Source organism: Achromobacter pestifer, assembly GCF_013267355.1.
GTDB classification, from domain to species: Bacteria; Pseudomonadota; Gammaproteobacteria; order Burkholderiales; family Burkholderiaceae_B; genus Achromobacter; species Achromobacter pestifer_A.
Map to the genome: position 1 here is coordinate 5,132,126 of NZ_CP053985.1, position 17,872 is coordinate 5,149,997.

Genomic DNA, 17,872 nt, shown 5'->3' on the forward strand with positions numbered 1-17,872 from the left:
GACGGCAGCATGAGCACGCAACACGTCAACGGCATGGCCGTGGAAATCGACGGCGGGGGGCCTGCACTGCTGTGCATACACGGCCTGGGCGGCTCCTCGAACACCTGGACGCCGGTCATGGGCGCCTTCGACGGTTTCCGCGTAATCCGTCCCGATCTGCCCGGCAGCGCACGCTCCGCTCTGGGCGAAAAGCGCCTGTCCATCGCCGCCTATGTGGACGCTTTGGCCGGACTGCTGGACGCACTGGACGTAGATGCGGCGCACATCGCCGCGCATTCGCTGGGTACCGTCGTGGCCCAGCATCTTGCCGTGACGCATCCGGGCAGGGTCAAGTCGCTGGCCTTGTTCGGCCCGCTGGCCTCGCCGCCGGACGCGGGGCGGCCCGGCATCCGTGCGCGGGCGCAGCTGGCCCGCGGCGGCGACGCGGCCATGCAGGAGATCGCAGACGCCATCGTCAAGGCCGCGACCAGCGCTCAGACCAAGCAGGATCAACCCGCCGTGCTGGCGCTGGTGCGCGAGAGCGTGATGCGCCAACCGCCGGAAGGCTATGCGCAGAGCTGCGAGGCGCTGGCCGATGCGCAGCCGGCCACTGTCGAGACGATAGGCGCGCCGGCCCTGCTGGTCACCGGCGACCAGGACGGCGTTGCGCCGCCGGCCAATGTCGAGACCCTGGCCGCGCGCATGCCCGGGAGCCGCCGCATCGTGCTGGACGGATGCGGCCACTGGACCACCTACGAAAAGCCCCAAGCCTGCATGCAGGCCCTGCGGGAGTTCCACGCGGCGCTGCGCTAGGCCACGTTTTCCTGGCGTTTCAACATAAGAAATCGGCCCCCAACGCGGGCCGGAGGAGACCTGTCATGTCCAGAATTGCCATTACCAATGTCGCCATCTTCGATGGCAGCGGCATGGAACCTTTTCAAGGCGAAGTGTTGATCGACGGCGCGCGCATCGCGCAGGTCGCGCGCACGCCCGAGCAGGTGAGCCGGGAGGGCGCGCGCCTCATCGACGGGCGCGGCCGCTTTCTGATGCCCGGCATGACGGAAGCGCACACGCATTTCTCCTGGAATGACCAGCCTACGCTAGCCGCGATCCAGTTCATGCCGCCGGAAGAGCACATCCTCTGGTGCGTGCGCGTGGCCAAGCGCTACCTGGAAATGGGCTGGACCTCGGCCATCGGCGCGGCAGCCGCCAAGCCACGGCTGGACGTGGTGCTGCGCAACGCCATCAACGCCGGCGAATGCCCGGGGCCGCGGTATCTGGCGGGCAGCCAGGAGATCACCACCATAGGCGCGCTGGGCGACAACTCGCTGCCGCACATGCCGTTCGACGAGCTTAGCTTCGGCAGCGTGTGCTGTGGCCCTGAAGAGATCCGGCGCTCGGCGCGTACCTTCATCAAATACGGTGTCGATCACCTGAAGATAAATCTGTCCGGCGAGTACATCGCCGGGCTGCCGGCCGAGATGTCGCCGTTTGCGGAAGACGAGATCGCCATGCTGGCCAGCGAGGCCAAGCGCTATGGCAAGCGCGTCGCGGCCCACGCGCGCTCCAGCGAGTCGGTCAAGCAATGCGTGCGTCACGGCATCGAGATGATCTACCACGCCAGCTTCGCCGACGAAGAGGCACTCGACATGCTGGAAGCCAACAAGGACCGCCATTTCGTCGCGCCCGGCATAGGCTGGTTGATCCGTACCGCCTTCAATGCCTCTGAATACGGCATCACGCCCGCCATCGCCGAACAGATGGGCTACAAGCGCGAACTGGAAATCGCCTCGGAGTCGCTGCGCAAGATGCACAAGCGGGGCATCCGCATCCTGCCCGGAGGCGACTACGGTTTTGCCTGGATGCCGCATGGTACCAACGCCAATGATCTCCAGTATTTCGTCGACTACATCGGTATGACCCCCACGGAGGCGCTGGTTTCCGCCACCGGCCTGGGCGGCCATATCATGCAGCGGCCGGATGAACTGGGCATGCTGCGCGCCGGCTATCTGGCGGACTTGGTCATGGTCGATGGCGATCCGCTCAAGGATCTGTCGCTGCTGGTCGATCCGGACAGGATCGTGCTGGTGATGAAGGATGGGCAGGTGTGCAAGGACACTCGTCCAGGCGGGCGCAGCGATGCCGCGGCGGTGCAGACCACGGAGGACCTCAGGGAGGCCGTGGCGCATTGAACCCTCGGGCGCCCGCAAGGGGGCGTCTTCTTCCGTCAGGCGGGGTGTGCTGTAGCCGCGCGCTGCGCAATCAGTTCTCCGATCCGGTCTATCACCGCCAGCAGCTGCGGCGTTGCCGGCAATGCCGTGTTCATTCGCAGGCAATTTGCAAACCGCTTGCCGTCCGCCGAGAACATCGCGCCAGGGCAGACGCTGAAACCTTCGGCCTGCCCCTGTCGCATCAATTCCCGCGTATCGGTTCCTGCTGCCAATTCCAGCCACAGCAGGAACCCCGCATCCGGTTGCGTGTAGCGGGTGCTTGCGGGCCAGGTAGACCGTATCCGCGCCGAGATGGCGCGCATCGAGGCCTGCGTCCTGGCTGTGAAGCGCCGCAGGTGCCGGTCGTAGTCGCCATTGAGCATCAGATCGGCCAGCGCCGCCTCCATGACGGGCGATCCCGCCAGGCTGGCTTCGACGCGCTTTTCCGTGGCTTCGCGCACGTAGCGGCCGGCCTCCAGCCAGCCGGTGCGCCAGCCTGGGGCCAGCGTTTTCGACACCGACGAGCAATACAGCACCATGCCTGCGGTATCGAAGGTCTTGCACGAAGGTTCGCGTTGCGGCTGCATGGTGATGTCGCCATACAGGTCGTCTTCGATCAGAGGCACACCCGCGCGCGCGATCAGCTTCACCAGCCGCTGCTTCGCTTTCGCAGGCATGGTGAAGCCGGACGGATTGTTCGCGGTCGGACACACGATCACCGCCGCGATCCGGTAGCGCTTCAAGGCGCCATCGAGCACCTCCAGGTCCATGCCCCAGTCCGCGTGCGCGGGGATCTCCAGCGCCTTCAGGCCGTGCGCCTTCAGCAGCATCAGCGTGCCGAAGTAGCAGGGCGATTCCACCGCGACCGTATCGCCGGGCTTCGTCACCACGCCCAGGGCGATTTGCATGGCCTGCGTGGCGCCAGCAGTGATGATGAGCTTGTCGGGATCCAGGTTTCCATCCCAGCGCAGCGCCCGCTTGGCGATTTGGCGGCGCAGGTCCGCGCGGCCGGGCGGCACGCTGTACAGCACGCCCTGTGCGCCCAGGCGGCGATGCGCGGCAGCGACGCTGCGGGCCAGTTCGCGGTTGGGCAGCCAGTCGGGGCAAGGCGTGGCCGCGCCCAGCATGACCAGGTCGGGCGAGCGGGCCTGGGCGAACAGGTCGTGGACCTGCCCGGTCAGCGTGACGGGGCGCGGCAGCGCGGACGGACGCTGGGGCGCCGGACGCGCAACGGGCGCTTGGTGGCGCGGCGCCACGTAGTAGCCGGAGCGGGGGCGGGCGACGACCAGGCCCTGCGATTCCAGCTCACGCAAGGCGCGTTCGGCGGTGGGCGCGCTGACCTTGTTGGCCAACGCCAGTTGCCGCACTGACGGCAGCTTGTCTCCCGGCGCGAGCTGGCCGCGTGCGATCACGGCGCCCAACCGCGAGGCAATGCGGCCATATGTGGTGGCGGAAGCGGCCATTGAATTCTGTATAGGTGGTTTTGTTGGATATCTGACTATACAGATAGGCTGGCGGCGACACTAGCATCACGTCTTGTCTAGACTGGAGAGACTGATGAAAGTCGCAATGCTTGCCTACGACGGGTTTACCGATGTGGACCTGTTCCTGCCCTGGGACCTGTTCAACCGCGTGCAGGATCCGGACTATGTGAACTACCAAGGGCCCTGGTCGGTCCGCATCTGTTCCGATGGCGAAGAGGTCAGGTCCAACACCGGCATCAGCTTCCGGCCGCACGGCAAGCTGGAAGAGCTGCGCGAGGCCGACGCCGTGTTCATCGTCAGCGGTCCGGGTTCGCGCGCCAAGCTGGCGGACGCGGACTTCATGGCCCGCCTGCAACTGGATCCGGACCGCCAGGTGATCGGCGCCATCGATTCGGGGGTGCTGTTCCTGGCCAAGCTGGGCTTGCTGGAAGGCAAGACGGCCACGACCTATCCCGGCGTGTTCGCCGAACTGGAGTCGATGGGAATCAGCACCGTGCACGAAGCGCTGGTCGTGCACGGCAATGTGGCATCGGCGGGCGGCTGCTTGTCCACCCAGGATCTCGCGGGCTGGATCGTCGAGCGCTTGCTGGGCAAGGAAAAGTCCGAGGCGATGCTGGGGATGATCGCCAAGGTGGAGTGAGCGCGCGGTGGCGCTGTTCTACGTTCTCAAACCTCGCCCACCCCCTCCCGCACGCTCGCCGCCAGCATCTGCGCGGTCGCCGCCGACAAGGTCCAGCCCAGATGCCCATGCCCCGTGTTGTAGAACACGCCCGGCCGCCTGCCGGGGCCGACGCGGGGCATCATGCTGGGGGTCATGGGGCGCAATCCGCACCAGGGCACCACGCGCGAGGTGCGGATGCCGGGGAAGTGCTTGCGGGTCCAGTCCACCAGCGGTTGCACGCGTTCGGCGCGGATGTCCATGTTGAAGCCGTTGAATTCGGCCGTGCCGGCCACGCGGAAGCGGTCGCCGAGGCGGCTGGTGACGATCTTGGCGGCTTCGTCGAGCAGGCTGACATGCGGCGCGGCGGCCTGGCTGGCGGCGTCGTCCAGGTGCACGCTGATGGAGTAGCCCTTGACCGGGTAGATGTTGAGCGTGTCGCCCAGCTGCCTGGCGAACTGCCGGCTGACCGCGCCGGCGCAGACGACGATGGCGTCGGCCTCGTGCTGTTCGTGGCGCGTGCCGCCCTCGCGCGCGACGTCGAGCACGTACGGCGCGCCGTCCACGCTGATGTTGCGGATGTCGGCGTCCTGCGCGAAGCGCACGCCGCGGCGCTCGCAGGCGCGGGCCAGGCCGCTGGTGAATTTGTGGATGTCGCCGGTGGCGTCCGAGGGCGTGTAGAAGCCGCCGTAGCAGGGGGTTTGCAGCGTGGGCTCGATGCCGCGCGCTTCCTCGGGCGATACCGCGTAGCGTTCCAGCCCGCCTTCCTGCAGCAGGGCATTGGCGCGTCGCGCGGTCTCGAAGCTGGCGGCGTCGTGGTAGATGTGCAGGATGCCGCGGCGTTCCAGATCGAAATCTATGCCTTCTTCCTCGGCCATGGCGTACAGATGCTGGCGCGCGGCGATGGCGAGCCGCGTGGTCTCGATGGTGTTGCGGCGATAGTTGCGGATCTGCCCGACGAACTGCGCCAGCCATGAATACTTGTGCCAGCTGAACCGGGGGTTGAGCAGCAGCGGCGCGTTGCGGCGGCCGAGCCAGCGCAGGCCTTTCATGACGGTGGCGGCGCTGTTCCAGACCTCGGCGTTGCTGGCCGACAGTTGGCCGCCATTGGCGTAGGAGGTTTCCATGGCGGGATAGCGCTGGCGGTCATAGACGGTGACCTGGTATCCCAGTTTGCTCAGGGCATAGGCGGACGTGACGCCGGTGATACCGGCGCCAATGATGGCGATGCGGGGCATGATGGCTCCAGATTGAGTGGCCGCGGCCACCCGGCCGCAGCACCCCATCTGTCTCTGTACCTGAGAGCTTCACCCGCGGCGCAAGCGGCGGCGGGATCCCCTTCGGTGGGCGCGCTTGGCGCCTCTCTCCAGATTGTCTAGACCGCGCAGTCCTGTTTGCCTGAGAGTTTCCGGGGCGGTTGCTCCGTCGGCGCCTGCCGCTGGGACAGGTCTCTTCTGCGGGGTTTTGGATCGACGAGGCGAGAATAGCCAAAATTCTCGGAAATGAGGCTAAGGGTTAGTACCAATGGAGCGCCGCGCCGCGTTACGATGCATGCGCGCCGTTCGCCGCGGCGCCACGGGACTCAATACGAAAAGGGATGACGGGTATGCGCCTGAGCAGAATGCTGCGCACGGGGTTGTTTGCACTGATGGCTGGGGGCTGCGCCCTGGCGCAAGCCGGTCAGGCCGAGACCGACCGCGCGATCGACGAAGCGGCGCAGGCCGTCATGCGCGAACACGGCATCGCGGGCCTGTCGATCGCCGTCACCCGCAACGGCGCGCAGCGCTTCTACAACTACGGCGTGGCGTCCAGGGAAACGGGCAAGCCGGCCGGCAGCGACACGCTCTACGAGATCGGATCCATCAGCAAGACTTACACCGCGACCCTGGCGGCCTACGCGCAGGCGCGCGGCCGCCTGGTCCTGGCCGACAGCCCGGCCAAGACCCTGCCGGAGCTCGCCGGCAGCGACTTTGCCAAACTGAGCCTGATCAACCTGGGCACGCACACGACCGGCGGCTTTCCCCTGCAGGTGCCCGACGGGATCAAGAACCAGGCGCAGCTGATGGCTTACCTCAAGGCCTGGAAGCCCGAGCATGCCGCCGGCACGTACCGTACCTACGCCAACCCCAGCATCGGCATGCTGGGCGTGGTCGCGGCCAAGAGCCTGAACCGGCCGTTCAAGGCGGCCATGGAGCGGGACCTGTTTCCCAAGCTGGGCCTGACCAGCACCTACATCGACGTGCCCGCCGCCAGGATGGCGGACTACGCGCAGGGCTACAACAAGCAGGACGCGCCCGTGCGCGTGAATCCGGGCGTGCTGGCGGACGAGGCCTACGGCGTGAAGACCAGCGCGCGCGACCTGATCCGCTTCGTCGACGCGAACATGGGTTTGAACCTCGCCGATGCCGAACTGCGCGATGCGATCGCGCAGACGCACGTCGGCTATTACCAGCTGGGCGATATGACCCAGGACCTGGCCTGGGAGCAACTGCGCTATCCGGCGACGCTGGACGCGTTGCTGACGGCCAACGCCGGCAACTACAACAGCCAGAGCCAGCCGGTGGCCGCGCTGAACCCGCCGCTGCCGCCGCAGGAGGCCGTGTGGATCAACAAGACGGGTTCGACCAATGGCTTCGGCGGCTACGTGGCGTTCGTGCCGTCGAAGCGGTTGGGCATCGTGATACTGGCCAACCGCAACTATCCGAACGAGGCCAGGGTCCGGCTGGCGTACCGGATCCTGGACGAATGGGATAAATAGGCGCGCAGGCCCGGGCTAGCGCGCAGGCGGCTGGCGCGCCGCGTCGTAGCGGGGCAGCAGCTCCATCACTTCCAGCCGCTTGCACAACTGCGCCAACCGCTCCATCTTGTAGGCGTTCAGGTCCACGCCGGCGTAGTCATAGAAGCCCTGGCCGTCGCGCAGCCCGTTGCGCCCTTGTTCCATGTTGCGGGCGATGAGGGCGGGCGAGGCGAAGCGCGGATCGATGGCGTCGGCGAGATAGCGCGAGGCGTAGTAGAGGATGTCGCCGCCGCCCCAGTCTATGAATTCCAACAGCCCTAGAACCGAGAAGCGCAAGCCGAAGCCCAGGCGCACGGCCGTGTCGATGTCTTCGGCGCTGGCCACGCCTTCCTCCACCATGCGAGCCGCTTCGTTCATGGCCAGGGCCTGGATGCGGGGCACGATGTAGCCGGCGGCGGGGGCGCATTGCACCGGCTTCTTGCCCGCCAGGCGCAGCGTTTCCAGCAGGCCCTGCGTCGCGGCCTCGCTGGTCTGGGGGCCGCGGCTCACTTCCACCAACGGAATGAGGTAAGCGGGATTGAGCCAATGCGCGTTCAGGAAACGTTGCGGGCCCAGCACCAATTCCGCCAGTTCGGTGACGAGAAAGGTGGAGGTGGTCGACGCGATGATGCTGTCCGGCGCGCAGGCCGCGCCCAGCCATAGAAAGGCGTCGCGCTTGGCGTCCAGGCGTTCGGGCACGGCTTCGAACACCACGCGCGCCTGCCGCAGGTCTGCTTCGGCATCCTCGCGCGCGCACAAGCGCACGCGCGCCAGCGCAATCTCCGCCTGCGAGGCATCGAGCAAGCCCAGCCTGGACAGGATGCCGAGTTCGCGGCGCAGATCGTCCCGCACGCGTGCAAAGTACTCGGCCTGCTCAGCGGGCGTGCGCGGCTTGATGTCTATCAGCGTGACGTCCAGTCCGGCATGGATGTATGACAGCGTGATGCCCACGCCCATGCGGCCGGCGCCGATCACGCACAGTTTTTCGTTCATGGCATGCATCCTCGTGTCAGCAGCCTTCAGCCAGCAGTTCGCGCATGCCGTCGCGCGACAGGCGGTCCAGGCCCAGGCGCTCCAGCGTGCGTCCTTCGGCGTAGAGATCGCGGCCGGTCACCGCGCTGGCCAGGCTCAGCAAGCCTTGCGCCACAGGCGTCGGCACGCCCGCCCAGCGGCCGGCGGATACCAGGAATGACAGGCCGAGCCGCGTGTCCTCGAGCATGTAGCGGTGCGTGTGCAGGTCTATGTCCTCGCGCCAGTCGCCGCTGTCGGTGAGCCGGCCGTGGGCGCCGCGGCCGTACATCCATTCGTCGCCTTCGGCGGCATAGTGGTCGGCCAGCGGGAAGTGCGGCGCGGCATAGCCCAGGGCCGCGCGGATGGCGATGCGCTCCGCGTCCAGCGCGTCGGTCACGCGCCGGATGGAGGCCTGGGTGCCTTCGTTGTGGATGTCCCAATTGTCGAAGTGTTCCAGCGGCCCCGCGTTCATCATGATGAGCGGCGGGTGGATGATGGGGCCGGCATTCATCAGCGCGCCGGAAAGCCCGTCCTCTACCGGTTCGATGCTGGGGTAGGCGCGCTGGACCACGGCCAGCGCATGCTCCGACAGCCGGCGCGGGAAGACGCCCGTGGGCAGGCGGGTGGCATAGCCGCTGACGACGACTCTTTCGCCATGCTTGCGGGCCAGATAGGGCAGGGTGCCGGTCTCGGCGAAGGCCGTATCGGCGGAATTGCCGGCGTCTTTCATGGCGCGGGCGAAGACGTAGCAGCCGAAGGTGCCAGGCGGCAGGAACACGACCTGGCCGTCGCGCAGCAGCGGCGCCAATGCCTGGGCCAGCGCTTCGTGGGTGGTGGACGGCAGGGGTATGACCAGCAGCTCGGCATCCGCGACGGCCGCGGCCAGGTCGCGCACCAGCTGCAATTGCCGCGGTCCGTCGCCCAGCGGGAGCTGGCGCGTGCCGCGATAATCGGTGACCGTCAACGCGCCCGCGTCCCGCAATCCCTGGAAGGCTGCCCAGTCCCGCCGCCACCAGCGCACCTCATGGCCTTTTTCAAACAAGTCGGCCGCCGCCGCGTAGCAGCCGTGGCCGCCGCCTATGACGCTGATTCTCATGGTCAAGCTCCGTCTGTTGGAGCCTTGATCCTAGCGGCGGCGCGCAGGCCAGGCTGCGCCGAACGCGCAAGCGGCGTTCCGATCCGGCAAGCGAATCCACGCGCCGCCCGGCGGCGCCTAATGCCTGCCCTGGCGCAGGGTGTCCGACGGCAGGCAGCCGTAGCGCTTGCGGTAGTGGGTGGCGAAATGTCCGAAGCTGGAAATGCCGTGCCGCAGCAGGATGTCGGTGACGCTGTCGCCTTCACCGGCCTGCGCAAGCGCCGCGTGCACCTGCGCCAGCCGCTGGTTGCGCACGTAGTCGCTGGGACTCTGCTTCAGGAACTGCGAGAAGCCGTTTTGCAGCGTGCGCACGGAGACGCCGCAGTGGGCCGCCAGGTCCATCAGCGAGAGCGGTTGGTCCAGATGGCTTTCTATGTAATCGCGCGCGCGCCGCACGTGCAGCGGCAGCGGCTGGCGGCGGTCCGCCTGCAGGGCCTCGGAGTAGTTATGCGGCAGCTGGGTCAGCAGCAGCGTCAGCAGGTAGTCGGAAAAACCGGCGGCCAGGGTCTGCGTGACGCCTTCGATGGCGGGGTGGCGGTACAGCCGGCAGAGATAGTCCAGCGTTTCGCGCACCGCCACCGGTCCGGGAGCGTCGGCATCCATTTGCAGGTCGAACACCAGCGCCTGTTTGACGGGGCGCTCGAGCAGCCGCTGCAACTGGCGTTCCAGCGCCTCGCGCTCGACGCGCAGGATCAGGTTGCGGCAGTCGCGGCCGATGCGGATCACGCTGCGCTCGGAGGGCGAGGAGATCGTCAGGCTGCCCGCGTTCATGGAGGCGCTGCGCTTGCCCAGCGTGATCAGCCCGGAGCCTTGCAGCGTGATGCGGATCAGGTAGTAGCTGGCGATGTCGCCGGCGTCGATCTCGACCTCGGCGCCGTAATGCAGATCGAACAGCGCCGCATTGCCGAAGAAGACGCCGTACAGGCGGGATTGCAGGGATTTTCCCGGAGGGACGCACATGCGGTGCGACCATAGGTGTTGGCTGACCTGATCCTTGATCTCGGCGATGTTGCCCGAGTCCAGCAAGCAATGGCGGTCCAGCGGATTGGTGTCGTTGAACATGCTTTCCTGCGCAGCGGGAACAGTCATTGCGTCAGGCGTATAGAGGCTGGCCGCGCAAAGACCTACAAAAGATGGGCCTGCAAGCAAGTGAGGCGCAACCCGGCCCGTTGGGCGATGGGCAGATCTCACCACCATACAAGGGAAACAAACCATGACTGACGGCAGCCCGCGGCACGGATCAAAACCTAGCTACGCCTACGAGTGGTACGTCGTGGTGATATGCATGCTAGCGTACATATTTTCCTTCGTCGACAGGCAGATCCTGGCGCTGATGATCGAACCCATCAAGCACGATCTGCAGCTGTCCGACACGCAATTCAGCTTGTTGCACGGGCTGGCGTTTTCCTTGTTCTACGCCTTCATGGGCATTCCGATCGCCTTGCTGGCGGATCGCTATTCCCGGCCGAAGATCATCGCGATCGGCGTGGCCTTCTGGAGCCTGGCGACCGCGGCCTGTGGCCTGTCGCGCAATTTCGCGCAGATGTTCCTCGCGCGCATCGGCGTGGGCGTGGGCGAGGCGGCGCTGTCGCCCGCCACATACTCCATGCTCAGCGACATGTTTCCGCGCGAAAAATTGGGACGCGCCGTCGGGATCTATTCGATCGGCTCGTTCATAGGCGGCGGCATGGCCTTTCTGATCGGCGGCTATGTCATCGACCTGCTCAAGAGCGTGGACACCGTTACCTTGCCCTGGATAGGCGCAATACGGCCGTGGCAGGTGACCTTCTTCATCGTGGGGTTGCCCGGCCTGCTGATCGCGCTGCTGATCCTGCTGACCGTGCGCGATCCCCAGCGGCTGGGCTTGCGGCGCAATGCCGCGGGGCAGGTGCAGAAGCCCGCCATGAAGGACACCTTCCGCTTCCTGGGCCGCCATCGCGGCACTTTTTTCTGCCACTATCTGGGCTTCTCGTTCTATGCGATGGTGCTGTTCGCGCTGCTGGGCTGGACGCCGGCGTTCTACATGCGCAAGTTCGGCATGTCGCCCGTGGAAGCGGGCTACATGCTGGGCGTGGTGGTGCTGGTCGCCAACACCGCCGGGGTGTTCTGCGGCGGCTGGTTGATGGACTGGCTGGCCAAGCGCGGCTACAGCGATGCGCCGCTGCGCGCCGGCGTGATCGGCGCGGCGGGCATGGCCTTGCCCGCGGTGATCTTCACCCAGGTCGATTCCCTGTGGCTGTCGGTGGGCTTGCTGCTGCCCGCCATGTTCTTCGCCTCGTTTCCCATGCCGACCTCGACGGCCGCGATGCAGATACTTCCGCCCAATCAGCTGCGCGCCCAGGTGTCGGCGCTGTTCCTGCTGATCTCGAACCTGATCGGGCTGGGTCTGGGCACCACCGCGGTGGCCATGCTGACGGACCGGCTGTTCAAGAACCCGGCGGCGGTCGGGCAGTCCATGTCGGTCCTGGTCGGCGTGGCCACGGTGCTGTGCATTGGCCTGCTGGCCGCGGGCTGCAAGCACTATCGGCGCAGCCTGAACCTGGAAGCGCAAGAGGCGCCACCGCTTGCGCCCGCGCGCGTGTCTTCCTGAAAGCGGCTGCCAGGGCTGCCCGGGGCCGCGATGCGGCCCTTTTTTGAACTCTGTTACCTCTTCGTTGAACTGCACATTCCTCGTAAAAGAAATGGTGCCGGGGATGCGCTATAACGGACGCTTGACGCATTACTGTTCCCCTAATTCATGCCCCGTTTTCCCCGCAGTTCGTCGCTGGCCCTGTCCGTTGCCCTGGTGGGCGTCCTGGCGGGATGCTCATCCCCCAAGCCAGAGTTCGAAAAAGAAGACTTCACCCAGAACAACACCTACTCGCGCACCGTCGCCGCGAGCAACGTCGCCGCCTGCGACGCGGGCCGTCGCGCCTTGCTGAGCCAGGGCTACAACATCGACAAGTTCGAGGGCTCGCGGGTCACCGGGCACAAGAATTTCCAGGACGAAAACGGGCAGCACACGCAGATCGCCTTCAACATCGAATGCGCCTCCGACGGCAGTGCGAACGAACGCGCCACGGTGTTCGCCAACGCGGTGCAGGACCGCTATTCGATCAAGCGCACCAACAGCTCGGCCAGCGTGGGCGTGAGCGTGCTGGGCCAGGTGTCCATGCCATTCGGCTCCAGCGACGATTCGTTGGTGAAGACGGGCAGCCAGACGGTTGCGCGGCCCAAGTTCTATGAAGGGTTCTTCCAGCTGCTGCAGCGCTTCCTGCCGGATGCGCAGGCCGCCGCCGCGCCGCAAGCGCCCGCGGGCGGCCGTGGCAAGCCGCAACCCAAGGCCGCGCCGCCCGAGCCGGCGGAATCTCCGGACAAGCCGGCCGATACGCTGAATCCGGCGGCGGCCAATGATGCCAGTGAATCGCCGAAAGCACCGTCGGCAGGAGGTTCCAGTTCACCGGCCGCGCCTGCATCCGCCGCGCCCGCCGCCGTGGCCCCTGCGCCGACGGCTCCGACGCCCGCGGCGTCCGCGCCTGCGTCTGTTGCTCCTGCGTCTGCTGTCCCTGCATCCAGCGCACCCGCATCGACTCCCACGCCCGCCGCGCCGGCCAGCTCCGAGGCTGCCAAGTAGGGCAGCGACGCCGCGTCGGTTTGCCCTGGCGCAAACCGATGCGCCGCGCCGATTCGCGGCGCGGCCCGCATCCGGCGATAATCCCGGGCACCATGACCTATCAACTCCTGAAAATGCTCCACGTGGCGGCCGTGGTCGCCTGGCTGGGCGGATCGCTGTTCGTGTCCTTGTTCCTGCTGTCCTCGCAGCCGCAGGACAGTGAGGAAGCCCCCAAGGAACGCAAGATGCTGGGCGCGCTGCGCCGCTGGACGCTGTACGTGACCACGCCGGCCATGGTGTTGACCTGGCTGGTCGGCCTGCATCTGGCCATGACCTTCGGCTGGTTCGCCATGACTTGGATCTGGGTCAAGGTGGGCTTCGCGTTGGCGCTGTCGGCGCTGCTCGGCATCCAGAGCGCGGCGCTGCGCCGCATGGCCAACGGCAGCGCCAGGCGTCCGCCGCTGGTGGATCTGTACGCGCCGTTCACCGTCGTCGCCTCCGCCGCCATCGTGACGCTGGTGGTCGTCAAGCCCTTCTGATCCGCGCGGCTGGGCATGTGCCGGGACCATATGCCCAACCGCCATAACCAAACGCCCCTGTAATAAGGACTCAACGAACTATTCGTTCGCGCGGTCCGTCCCCCTCCCTAGAATCGTTTCTCTCATAACCGCATAGCCTGAGAGGCGATTCCAATATGACTTCCCGTTTCTTCAAGCGCCTGCTGGGCGCGGTGCTCGCTTCGGCGGCAATGTTCCATGGCCCGGCTTTCTCGGCCGATCCCAAGCCCTTGAAGGTGGGCGTGCGCGGCGGCGTCGACGAGCAGATCTGGGAGGTGGTGGCCCAGGTCGCCAAGAAGAACGGCCTGGCCGTGGAGCCCGTGGTGATCACCGGCACCGCCAGCCCGAACGAGGCGCTCAACAACGGCGACCTCAACGCCAACGCCTTCCAGCACATCCCTTTCCTGAACGACCAGATCAAGCAGCGCGGCTACAAGCTCGTGTCCGTGGCCAACACGCTGATCTCGCCCATCGCGTTCTACTCGAAGAAGTACAAGTCGCTGAAAGAGCTGCCCGACGGCGCCCGTGTCGGCATCCCCAACGATCCCAGCAACCAGACGCGCGCGCTGGTCATCCTGCGCGACCAGGGCCTGATCACGCTGAGGGATGGATTCGATCCGGCCACAGGCACGGCCACGCTGGCGGACGTGACCTCCAACCCCAAGAAGCTCAATTTCGTGGAGAGCGCCTCGGTGGTGCTGGCGCGCTCGCTGCCGGACGTGGATACCGCGGCCATCGTCAACAGCTTCGCCTATCAGGCCGGGTTGATCGCCACGCGCGACGGCATCGCGGTGGAGAAGAAGGAAAACAACCCCTACGTGAACATCATCGCGGTGCGTGAACAGGACAAGAACGCGCCCTGGGTGCCCGAGCTGGTCAAGGCCTACCACTCCGAGGAAGTGCGGCAGTTCATCCTGAGCAAGTACGAAGGTTCGGTGATTCCGGTTTTCTGAGGCGGGAATCGGGCAATGATGCAACACGAATTCTCCACGGCCGGGCTGGCAAGCGCCACGCTGCAGGCCCAGGTCCTTGATGCGCACATCGTGTTCGAGGGCCTGCAAAAACGCTACGAAGGCGTGCAGGGGCAGGTGGCCGCGCTGTCCGACGTGTCGTTCTCCATTGCCCGCGGCGAGGTGTTCGGCATCATCGGACGCAGCGGCGCGGGCAAGTCCACCTTGCTGCGTTCCATCAACATGCTGGAACGGCCCAGTGCCGGCCGGGTGCGGGTGGACGGCGTGGACGTGGGCGGGCTGGACGAAAACGCGCTGGTGGGGCTGCGCCGCCGCATCGGGATGATCTTCCAGCACTTCAACCTGCTGTCCGCCAAGACGGTGGCCGAGAATGTGGCCTTGCCCTTGCGCGTGGCCGGCGTCAAGCCCGCCGCGGCGCGTGCCCGGGTGGAGGAACTGCTGGAACTGGTGGGGCTGCGCGACAAGGCCGACGTCTACCCGGCCAAGCTGTCCGGCGGCCAGAAGCAGCGCGTGGGCATCGCCCGCGCGCTGGTGCACGAGCCGGAGATCCTGCTGTGCGACGAAGCCACCTCGGCGCTGGACCCCGAGACCACGCAGTCCATCCTGGCCCTGCTGCTGGACATCAACCGCAAGCTGGGCCTGACGGTGGTGCTGATCACGCACGACATGTCGGTGATCCGCGAGGTCTGCCACAAGGTGCTGGTGCTGGACGGCGGCCGCAAGGTCGAGGAGGGCGAGGTCTGGCGCGTGTTCGGCAACCCCCAGGCCGATGCCACGCGGGCTTTGTTGCGGCCCTTGCAGCACGACCTGCCGGCGGACTTGGCGGCGAGGCTCGTGCCCGACCTGCAGGGCCGCGAGGGCGTGGCCGTGCTGCGATTGCGCTTTACGGGGCAAGGGCGTCCGGATGGCGTGTCCTTGCAGGCGCTGGCCGCGCTCGGCCCCGGCGCGACGCTGCTGCATGGCGGGCTGGACCGCCTGCGCGGCCATGCCCAGGGCAGCCTGCTGGTGTCGGTGCCGGCGGGCGCATTACAGGAAGAGGCCGCGCGCGCCGCGCTGGTGGCCGATCAGATCAAGGTGCTGGGTTATGTCGCTGCCGATGCTTGATAAATACCTGCAGGCTTTCCTGCAGACCCTGGCGATGGTGAGCGTATCCGCCGTCATCGCCATCGTTCTCGGCCTCTCGCTGGCCGTGGTGCTGACTGTCACCGCGCCAGGCAATCTGTATCCCAGGCCGCGCTTCAACAAGGTCCTGTCGGTGACGGTAAACACCTTCCGCGCCATTCCCTTCATCATCCTGCTGGTGGCGATGCTGCCGTTCACGCGCTTTCTGGTGGGCACCACGCTGGGTACCTGGGCCGCCATCGTGCCGCTGTCGGCCAACCTGGTGCCGTTTTTCGCGCGCATCGCCCAGGTCAGCCTGAACGACGTGGACCACGGCCTGGTGGAAGCGGCCAGGGCCATGGGCTGCCGCCGCTGGCACATCGTGCGCCATGTGCTGCTGCCGGAAGCCTTGCCGGGCATCATCGGCGGCATGACCGTCAGCGTCATCGCCATGATCAACGCGTCGGCCATGGCGGGCGCGGTGGGCGCCGGCGGCCTGGGCGACCTGGCGATCCGCTATGGCTACGAACGCTACGAGACCCGCGTGATGTTCGAGGTGATCGTGATCCTGATCGCGCTGGTCTCCATCGTGCAGTTCACCGGCGAATGGCTGTCGCGCCGCGCCGACCACAAACGCTGACTCCGCGCCGGGGCCACGCGCCCCGGCCTTACCCGAAAACACAGGAACGCTGAAATGTCCGAGTCCTCGCAACACGGTTTCGCCACGCGCGCCATCCACCTGGGCTACGACCCGCTGGACGAGCAGGGCGCGCTGGCCCCGCCGCTCTACCTCACCTCCACCTACACCCAGGACAGCATCGAATCCTTCGACCAGATCCGCCTGGGCGAAAAACAGGGCTATGTCTACGGCCGCACCCGTAATCCGACGCAAGCCCTGCTGGAAGAGCGCCTGGCCTCGCTGGAGGGCGCCGAGGCCGGGGTGGTGACCGCCTCCGGCATGGCGGCGATTTCGGCCACCCTGTTCTCGCTATTGCAGAGCGGCGACGAAATCGTCGTGGACCAGATCGTGTACGGCACCGCCTTCACCTTGTTCACGCAGGGCCTGGCGCGCTTTGGAGTGCGTGCGGTATTCGCCGACTTCACCCGCCCCGAGACCGTGGCCGCGGCCATCGGCGCGAAGACGCGCGCGGTCTATTTCGAGACGCCCGCCAATCCGAACCTGCGACTGGTGGACATTGCGGCGGTGTCAGCCATCGCCCGCGGCAAGGGGTTGGTGACCATCGTCGACAACACGTTCGCGACGCCGGTGCTGCAGCGTCCGCTGGAACATGGCGCCGACATCGTGCTGCATTCGGCCACCAAGTACCTGGGCGGCCATGGCGACCTGCTGGCCGGGGCGGTGCTGGGACGCAAGGAGCACATCGACGCGATCCGGCTGCAAGGGCTGCGCTACTTCACTGGCGCCACCTTGTCGCCGTTCACCGCCTTCCTGGTGCTGCGCGGCATCAAGACGCTGGAGCTGCGCGTGGCGCGCCACAGCGAATCCGCCTTGAAGGTGGCCAAGCTGCTGCGCGAGCATCCCGCGGTGGCCGACGTGTTCTATCCGGGCCTGGCGGATACGGCGGGCGCGGAGATCGCGCGCCGCCAGCAATCGGCCGGCGGCGGCCTGGTCGCGTTCGAACTCAAGGGCGGACTGGCGGCGGGGCGCGGCCTGCTCAACAGCCTGAAGCTGGCGCGCATCGCGGTCAGCCTGGGCGATCCCGAAACCCTGATCCAGCATCCCGCGTCCATGACGCATGCCAGCTACACGGCCGAGGACCGCGAGCGCTATGGCCTGTCCGAGGGCCTGCTGCGCTTGTCGGTGGGGTTGGAGACGCCTGAGGACATCCTGGGCGATCTCAGGCAGGGCCTGGACCGGGTGTAGCGGCCGCTCGCCGCCAGGCGACCCATTCCCCTTTGCTTTCGAAGTTGCGCGGACCGCGCGCAGCGGCGGCCAGCCCTGCGCGCAGCGCTGCCATGTCCAGGCCGGGCATGTTCCGCAGCAGGGCGGGGGGCAGGCGCTCGATGTCCAGAATCGCCTCGTCGAAATCCATGGCCATCAGCCCGCCGCCGTCGCTGGGCACGCGCACGAACCACAGGCCTTCCATGTAGTCGCCGGACCAGGGGTCCGGATAGATGGCTTGCGTGTAGCGGAATCCGAACTCCTGGATGTCGTTCCAGGGCCAGAATTCCTGCAGGCCGAGGGCGCGCGCCAGTTCGCTGCGGCGGGTGAATCCGGCGTCATCGAAGCCGACGGTTTCACGCAGGGGATCGTCGGGCGGCGTGGGGCCGGCGAGCAGCCGTTTGATGAATGACCACATGGCGCATGGACGTATGAAGGGAGGCCAGTGTAGCGGCCCGCGTCGATGCAAAAATGTTACAACGTTTGATCAAGGTC

The 17,872-nt window shown here is 66.8% G+C and carries 17 protein-coding genes and 2 riboswitches; of the genes, 11 read left to right on the forward strand and 6 right to left on the reverse strand.

Annotation, left to right across the window (positions count from 1 at the left end; genetic code table 11):
* Nucleotides 1-9 precede the first annotated feature (9 nt).
* Together FOC84_RS24325 and FOC84_RS24330 are read left to right on the forward strand one after the other, a co-directional pair.
* Complete coding sequence (locus FOC84_RS24325; RefSeq protein ID WP_173146769.1) at nucleotides 10-792, forward strand: alpha/beta fold hydrolase; 783 nt, start codon at nucleotides 10-12, stop codon at nucleotides 790-792.
* Nucleotides 793-857: 65 nt separating this feature from the next.
* Complete coding sequence (locus FOC84_RS24330) at nucleotides 858-2,171, forward strand: metal-dependent hydrolase family protein (protein ID WP_173146771.1); 1,314 nt, start codon at nucleotides 858-860, stop codon at nucleotides 2,169-2,171.
* Between the two features lie 35 nt (nucleotides 2,172-2,206).
* Here FOC84_RS24330 and FOC84_RS24335 read toward each other — a convergent pair whose 3' ends face one another.
* Nucleotides 2,207-3,652 (reverse strand): PLP-dependent aminotransferase family protein, encoded by a 1,446-nt coding sequence (locus FOC84_RS24335; RefSeq protein ID WP_173146773.1) that lies wholly within the window; start codon nucleotides 3,650-3,652, stop codon nucleotides 2,207-2,209.
* 94 nt (nucleotides 3,653-3,746) lie between these two features.
* Between FOC84_RS24335 and FOC84_RS24340 the strand changes: the two genes are divergently transcribed.
* Nucleotides 3,747-4,313, forward strand: coding sequence for a DJ-1/PfpI family protein (locus tag FOC84_RS24340; RefSeq protein ID WP_173146775.1), 567 nt, complete (start codon nucleotides 3,747-3,749; stop codon nucleotides 4,311-4,313).
* Nucleotides 4,314-4,339: 26 nt separating this feature from the next.
* On the opposite strand, the gene FOC84_RS24345 is transcribed toward FOC84_RS24340, so the two are convergent.
* On the reverse strand, nucleotides 4,340-5,569 hold the full coding sequence (locus FOC84_RS24345) for a D-amino acid dehydrogenase (protein WP_173146777.1): 1,230 nt from the start codon (nucleotides 5,567-5,569) through the stop codon (nucleotides 4,340-4,342).
* A 44-nt stretch (nucleotides 5,570-5,613) separates the two neighbouring features.
* Nucleotides 5,614-5,705: riboswitch (glycine riboswitch) on the reverse strand.
* Between the two features lies 1 nt (nucleotide 5,706).
* A riboswitch (glycine riboswitch) is annotated at nucleotides 5,707-5,798 on the reverse strand.
* A gap of 154 nt (nucleotides 5,799-5,952) precedes the next feature.
* Between FOC84_RS24345 and ampC the strand changes: the two genes are divergently transcribed.
* Nucleotides 5,953-7,089: a class C beta-lactamase gene (gene ampC / locus FOC84_RS24350; RefSeq protein ID WP_438800893.1), complete on the forward strand. Its 1,137-nt coding sequence runs from the start codon at nucleotides 5,953-5,955 to the stop codon at nucleotides 7,087-7,089.
* 15 nt (nucleotides 7,090-7,104) lie between these two features.
* On the opposite strand, the gene FOC84_RS24355 is transcribed toward ampC, so the two are convergent.
* The 3 genes from FOC84_RS24355 to FOC84_RS24365 all read right to left on the reverse strand — a co-directional run bounded on the left by FOC84_RS24355 (nucleotide 7,105) and on the right by FOC84_RS24365 (nucleotide 10,342).
* Nucleotides 7,105-8,100 (reverse strand): 3-hydroxybutyryl-CoA dehydrogenase, encoded by a 996-nt coding sequence (locus FOC84_RS24355; protein WP_254241763.1) that lies wholly within the window; start codon nucleotides 8,098-8,100, stop codon nucleotides 7,105-7,107.
* A gap of 16 nt (nucleotides 8,101-8,116) precedes the next feature.
* Nucleotides 8,117-9,214 (reverse strand): NAD/NADP-dependent octopine/nopaline dehydrogenase family protein, encoded by a 1,098-nt coding sequence (locus FOC84_RS24360; RefSeq protein ID WP_173146783.1) that lies wholly within the window; start codon nucleotides 9,212-9,214, stop codon nucleotides 8,117-8,119.
* Between the two features lie 117 nt (nucleotides 9,215-9,331).
* Complete coding sequence (locus FOC84_RS24365) at nucleotides 9,332-10,342, reverse strand: AraC family transcriptional regulator (protein WP_254241764.1); 1,011 nt, start codon at nucleotides 10,340-10,342, stop codon at nucleotides 9,332-9,334.
* 124 nt (nucleotides 10,343-10,466) lie between these two features.
* On the opposite strand from FOC84_RS24365, the gene FOC84_RS24370 reads away from it, so the two are divergent.
* The 7 genes from FOC84_RS24370 (at nucleotide 10,467) to FOC84_RS24400 (ending at nucleotide 17,359) form a co-directional block, all read left to right on the forward strand.
* On the forward strand, nucleotides 10,467-11,843 hold the full coding sequence (locus FOC84_RS24370) for a spinster family MFS transporter (RefSeq protein WP_173146785.1): 1,377 nt from the start codon (nucleotides 10,467-10,469) through the stop codon (nucleotides 11,841-11,843).
* 147 nt (nucleotides 11,844-11,990) lie between these two features.
* Nucleotides 11,991-12,866, forward strand: coding sequence for a DUF2242 domain-containing protein (locus FOC84_RS33500; RefSeq protein ID WP_173146787.1), 876 nt, complete (start codon nucleotides 11,991-11,993; stop codon nucleotides 12,864-12,866).
* Nucleotides 12,867-12,958: 92 nt separating this feature from the next.
* Nucleotides 12,959-13,384 carry a CopD family protein gene (locus FOC84_RS24380; RefSeq protein ID WP_254241765.1) on the forward strand — a complete coding sequence of 142 codons (426 nt, stop codon included), beginning with the start codon at nucleotides 12,959-12,961 and terminating at the stop codon, nucleotides 13,382-13,384.
* Nucleotides 13,385-13,539: 155 nt separating this feature from the next.
* Complete coding sequence (locus FOC84_RS24385) at nucleotides 13,540-14,355, forward strand: MetQ/NlpA family ABC transporter substrate-binding protein (RefSeq protein WP_173146789.1); 816 nt, start codon at nucleotides 13,540-13,542, stop codon at nucleotides 14,353-14,355.
* 18 nt (nucleotides 14,356-14,373) lie between these two features.
* Nucleotides 14,374-15,477 carry a methionine ABC transporter ATP-binding protein gene (locus FOC84_RS24390; RefSeq protein ID WP_438800894.1) on the forward strand — a complete coding sequence of 368 codons (1,104 nt, stop codon included), beginning with the start codon at nucleotides 14,374-14,376 and terminating at the stop codon, nucleotides 15,475-15,477.
* On the forward strand, nucleotides 15,458-16,114 hold the full coding sequence (locus FOC84_RS24395) for a methionine ABC transporter permease (RefSeq protein ID WP_173146793.1): 657 nt from the start codon (nucleotides 15,458-15,460) through the stop codon (nucleotides 16,112-16,114). Before FOC84_RS24390 ends, FOC84_RS24395 begins: the two co-directional genes overlap by 20 nt.
* Nucleotides 16,115-16,168: 54 nt before the next feature.
* Complete coding sequence (locus FOC84_RS24400) at nucleotides 16,169-17,359, forward strand: trans-sulfuration enzyme family protein (RefSeq protein WP_173146795.1); 1,191 nt, start codon at nucleotides 16,169-16,171, stop codon at nucleotides 17,357-17,359.
* On the opposite strand, the gene FOC84_RS24405 is transcribed toward FOC84_RS24400, so the two are convergent.
* Complete coding sequence (locus FOC84_RS24405) at nucleotides 17,334-17,795, reverse strand: hypothetical protein (protein ID WP_173146797.1); 462 nt, start codon at nucleotides 17,793-17,795, stop codon at nucleotides 17,334-17,336. The genes FOC84_RS24400 and FOC84_RS24405 overlap by 26 nt on opposite strands.
* Nucleotides 17,796-17,872: the final 77 nt, after the last annotated feature.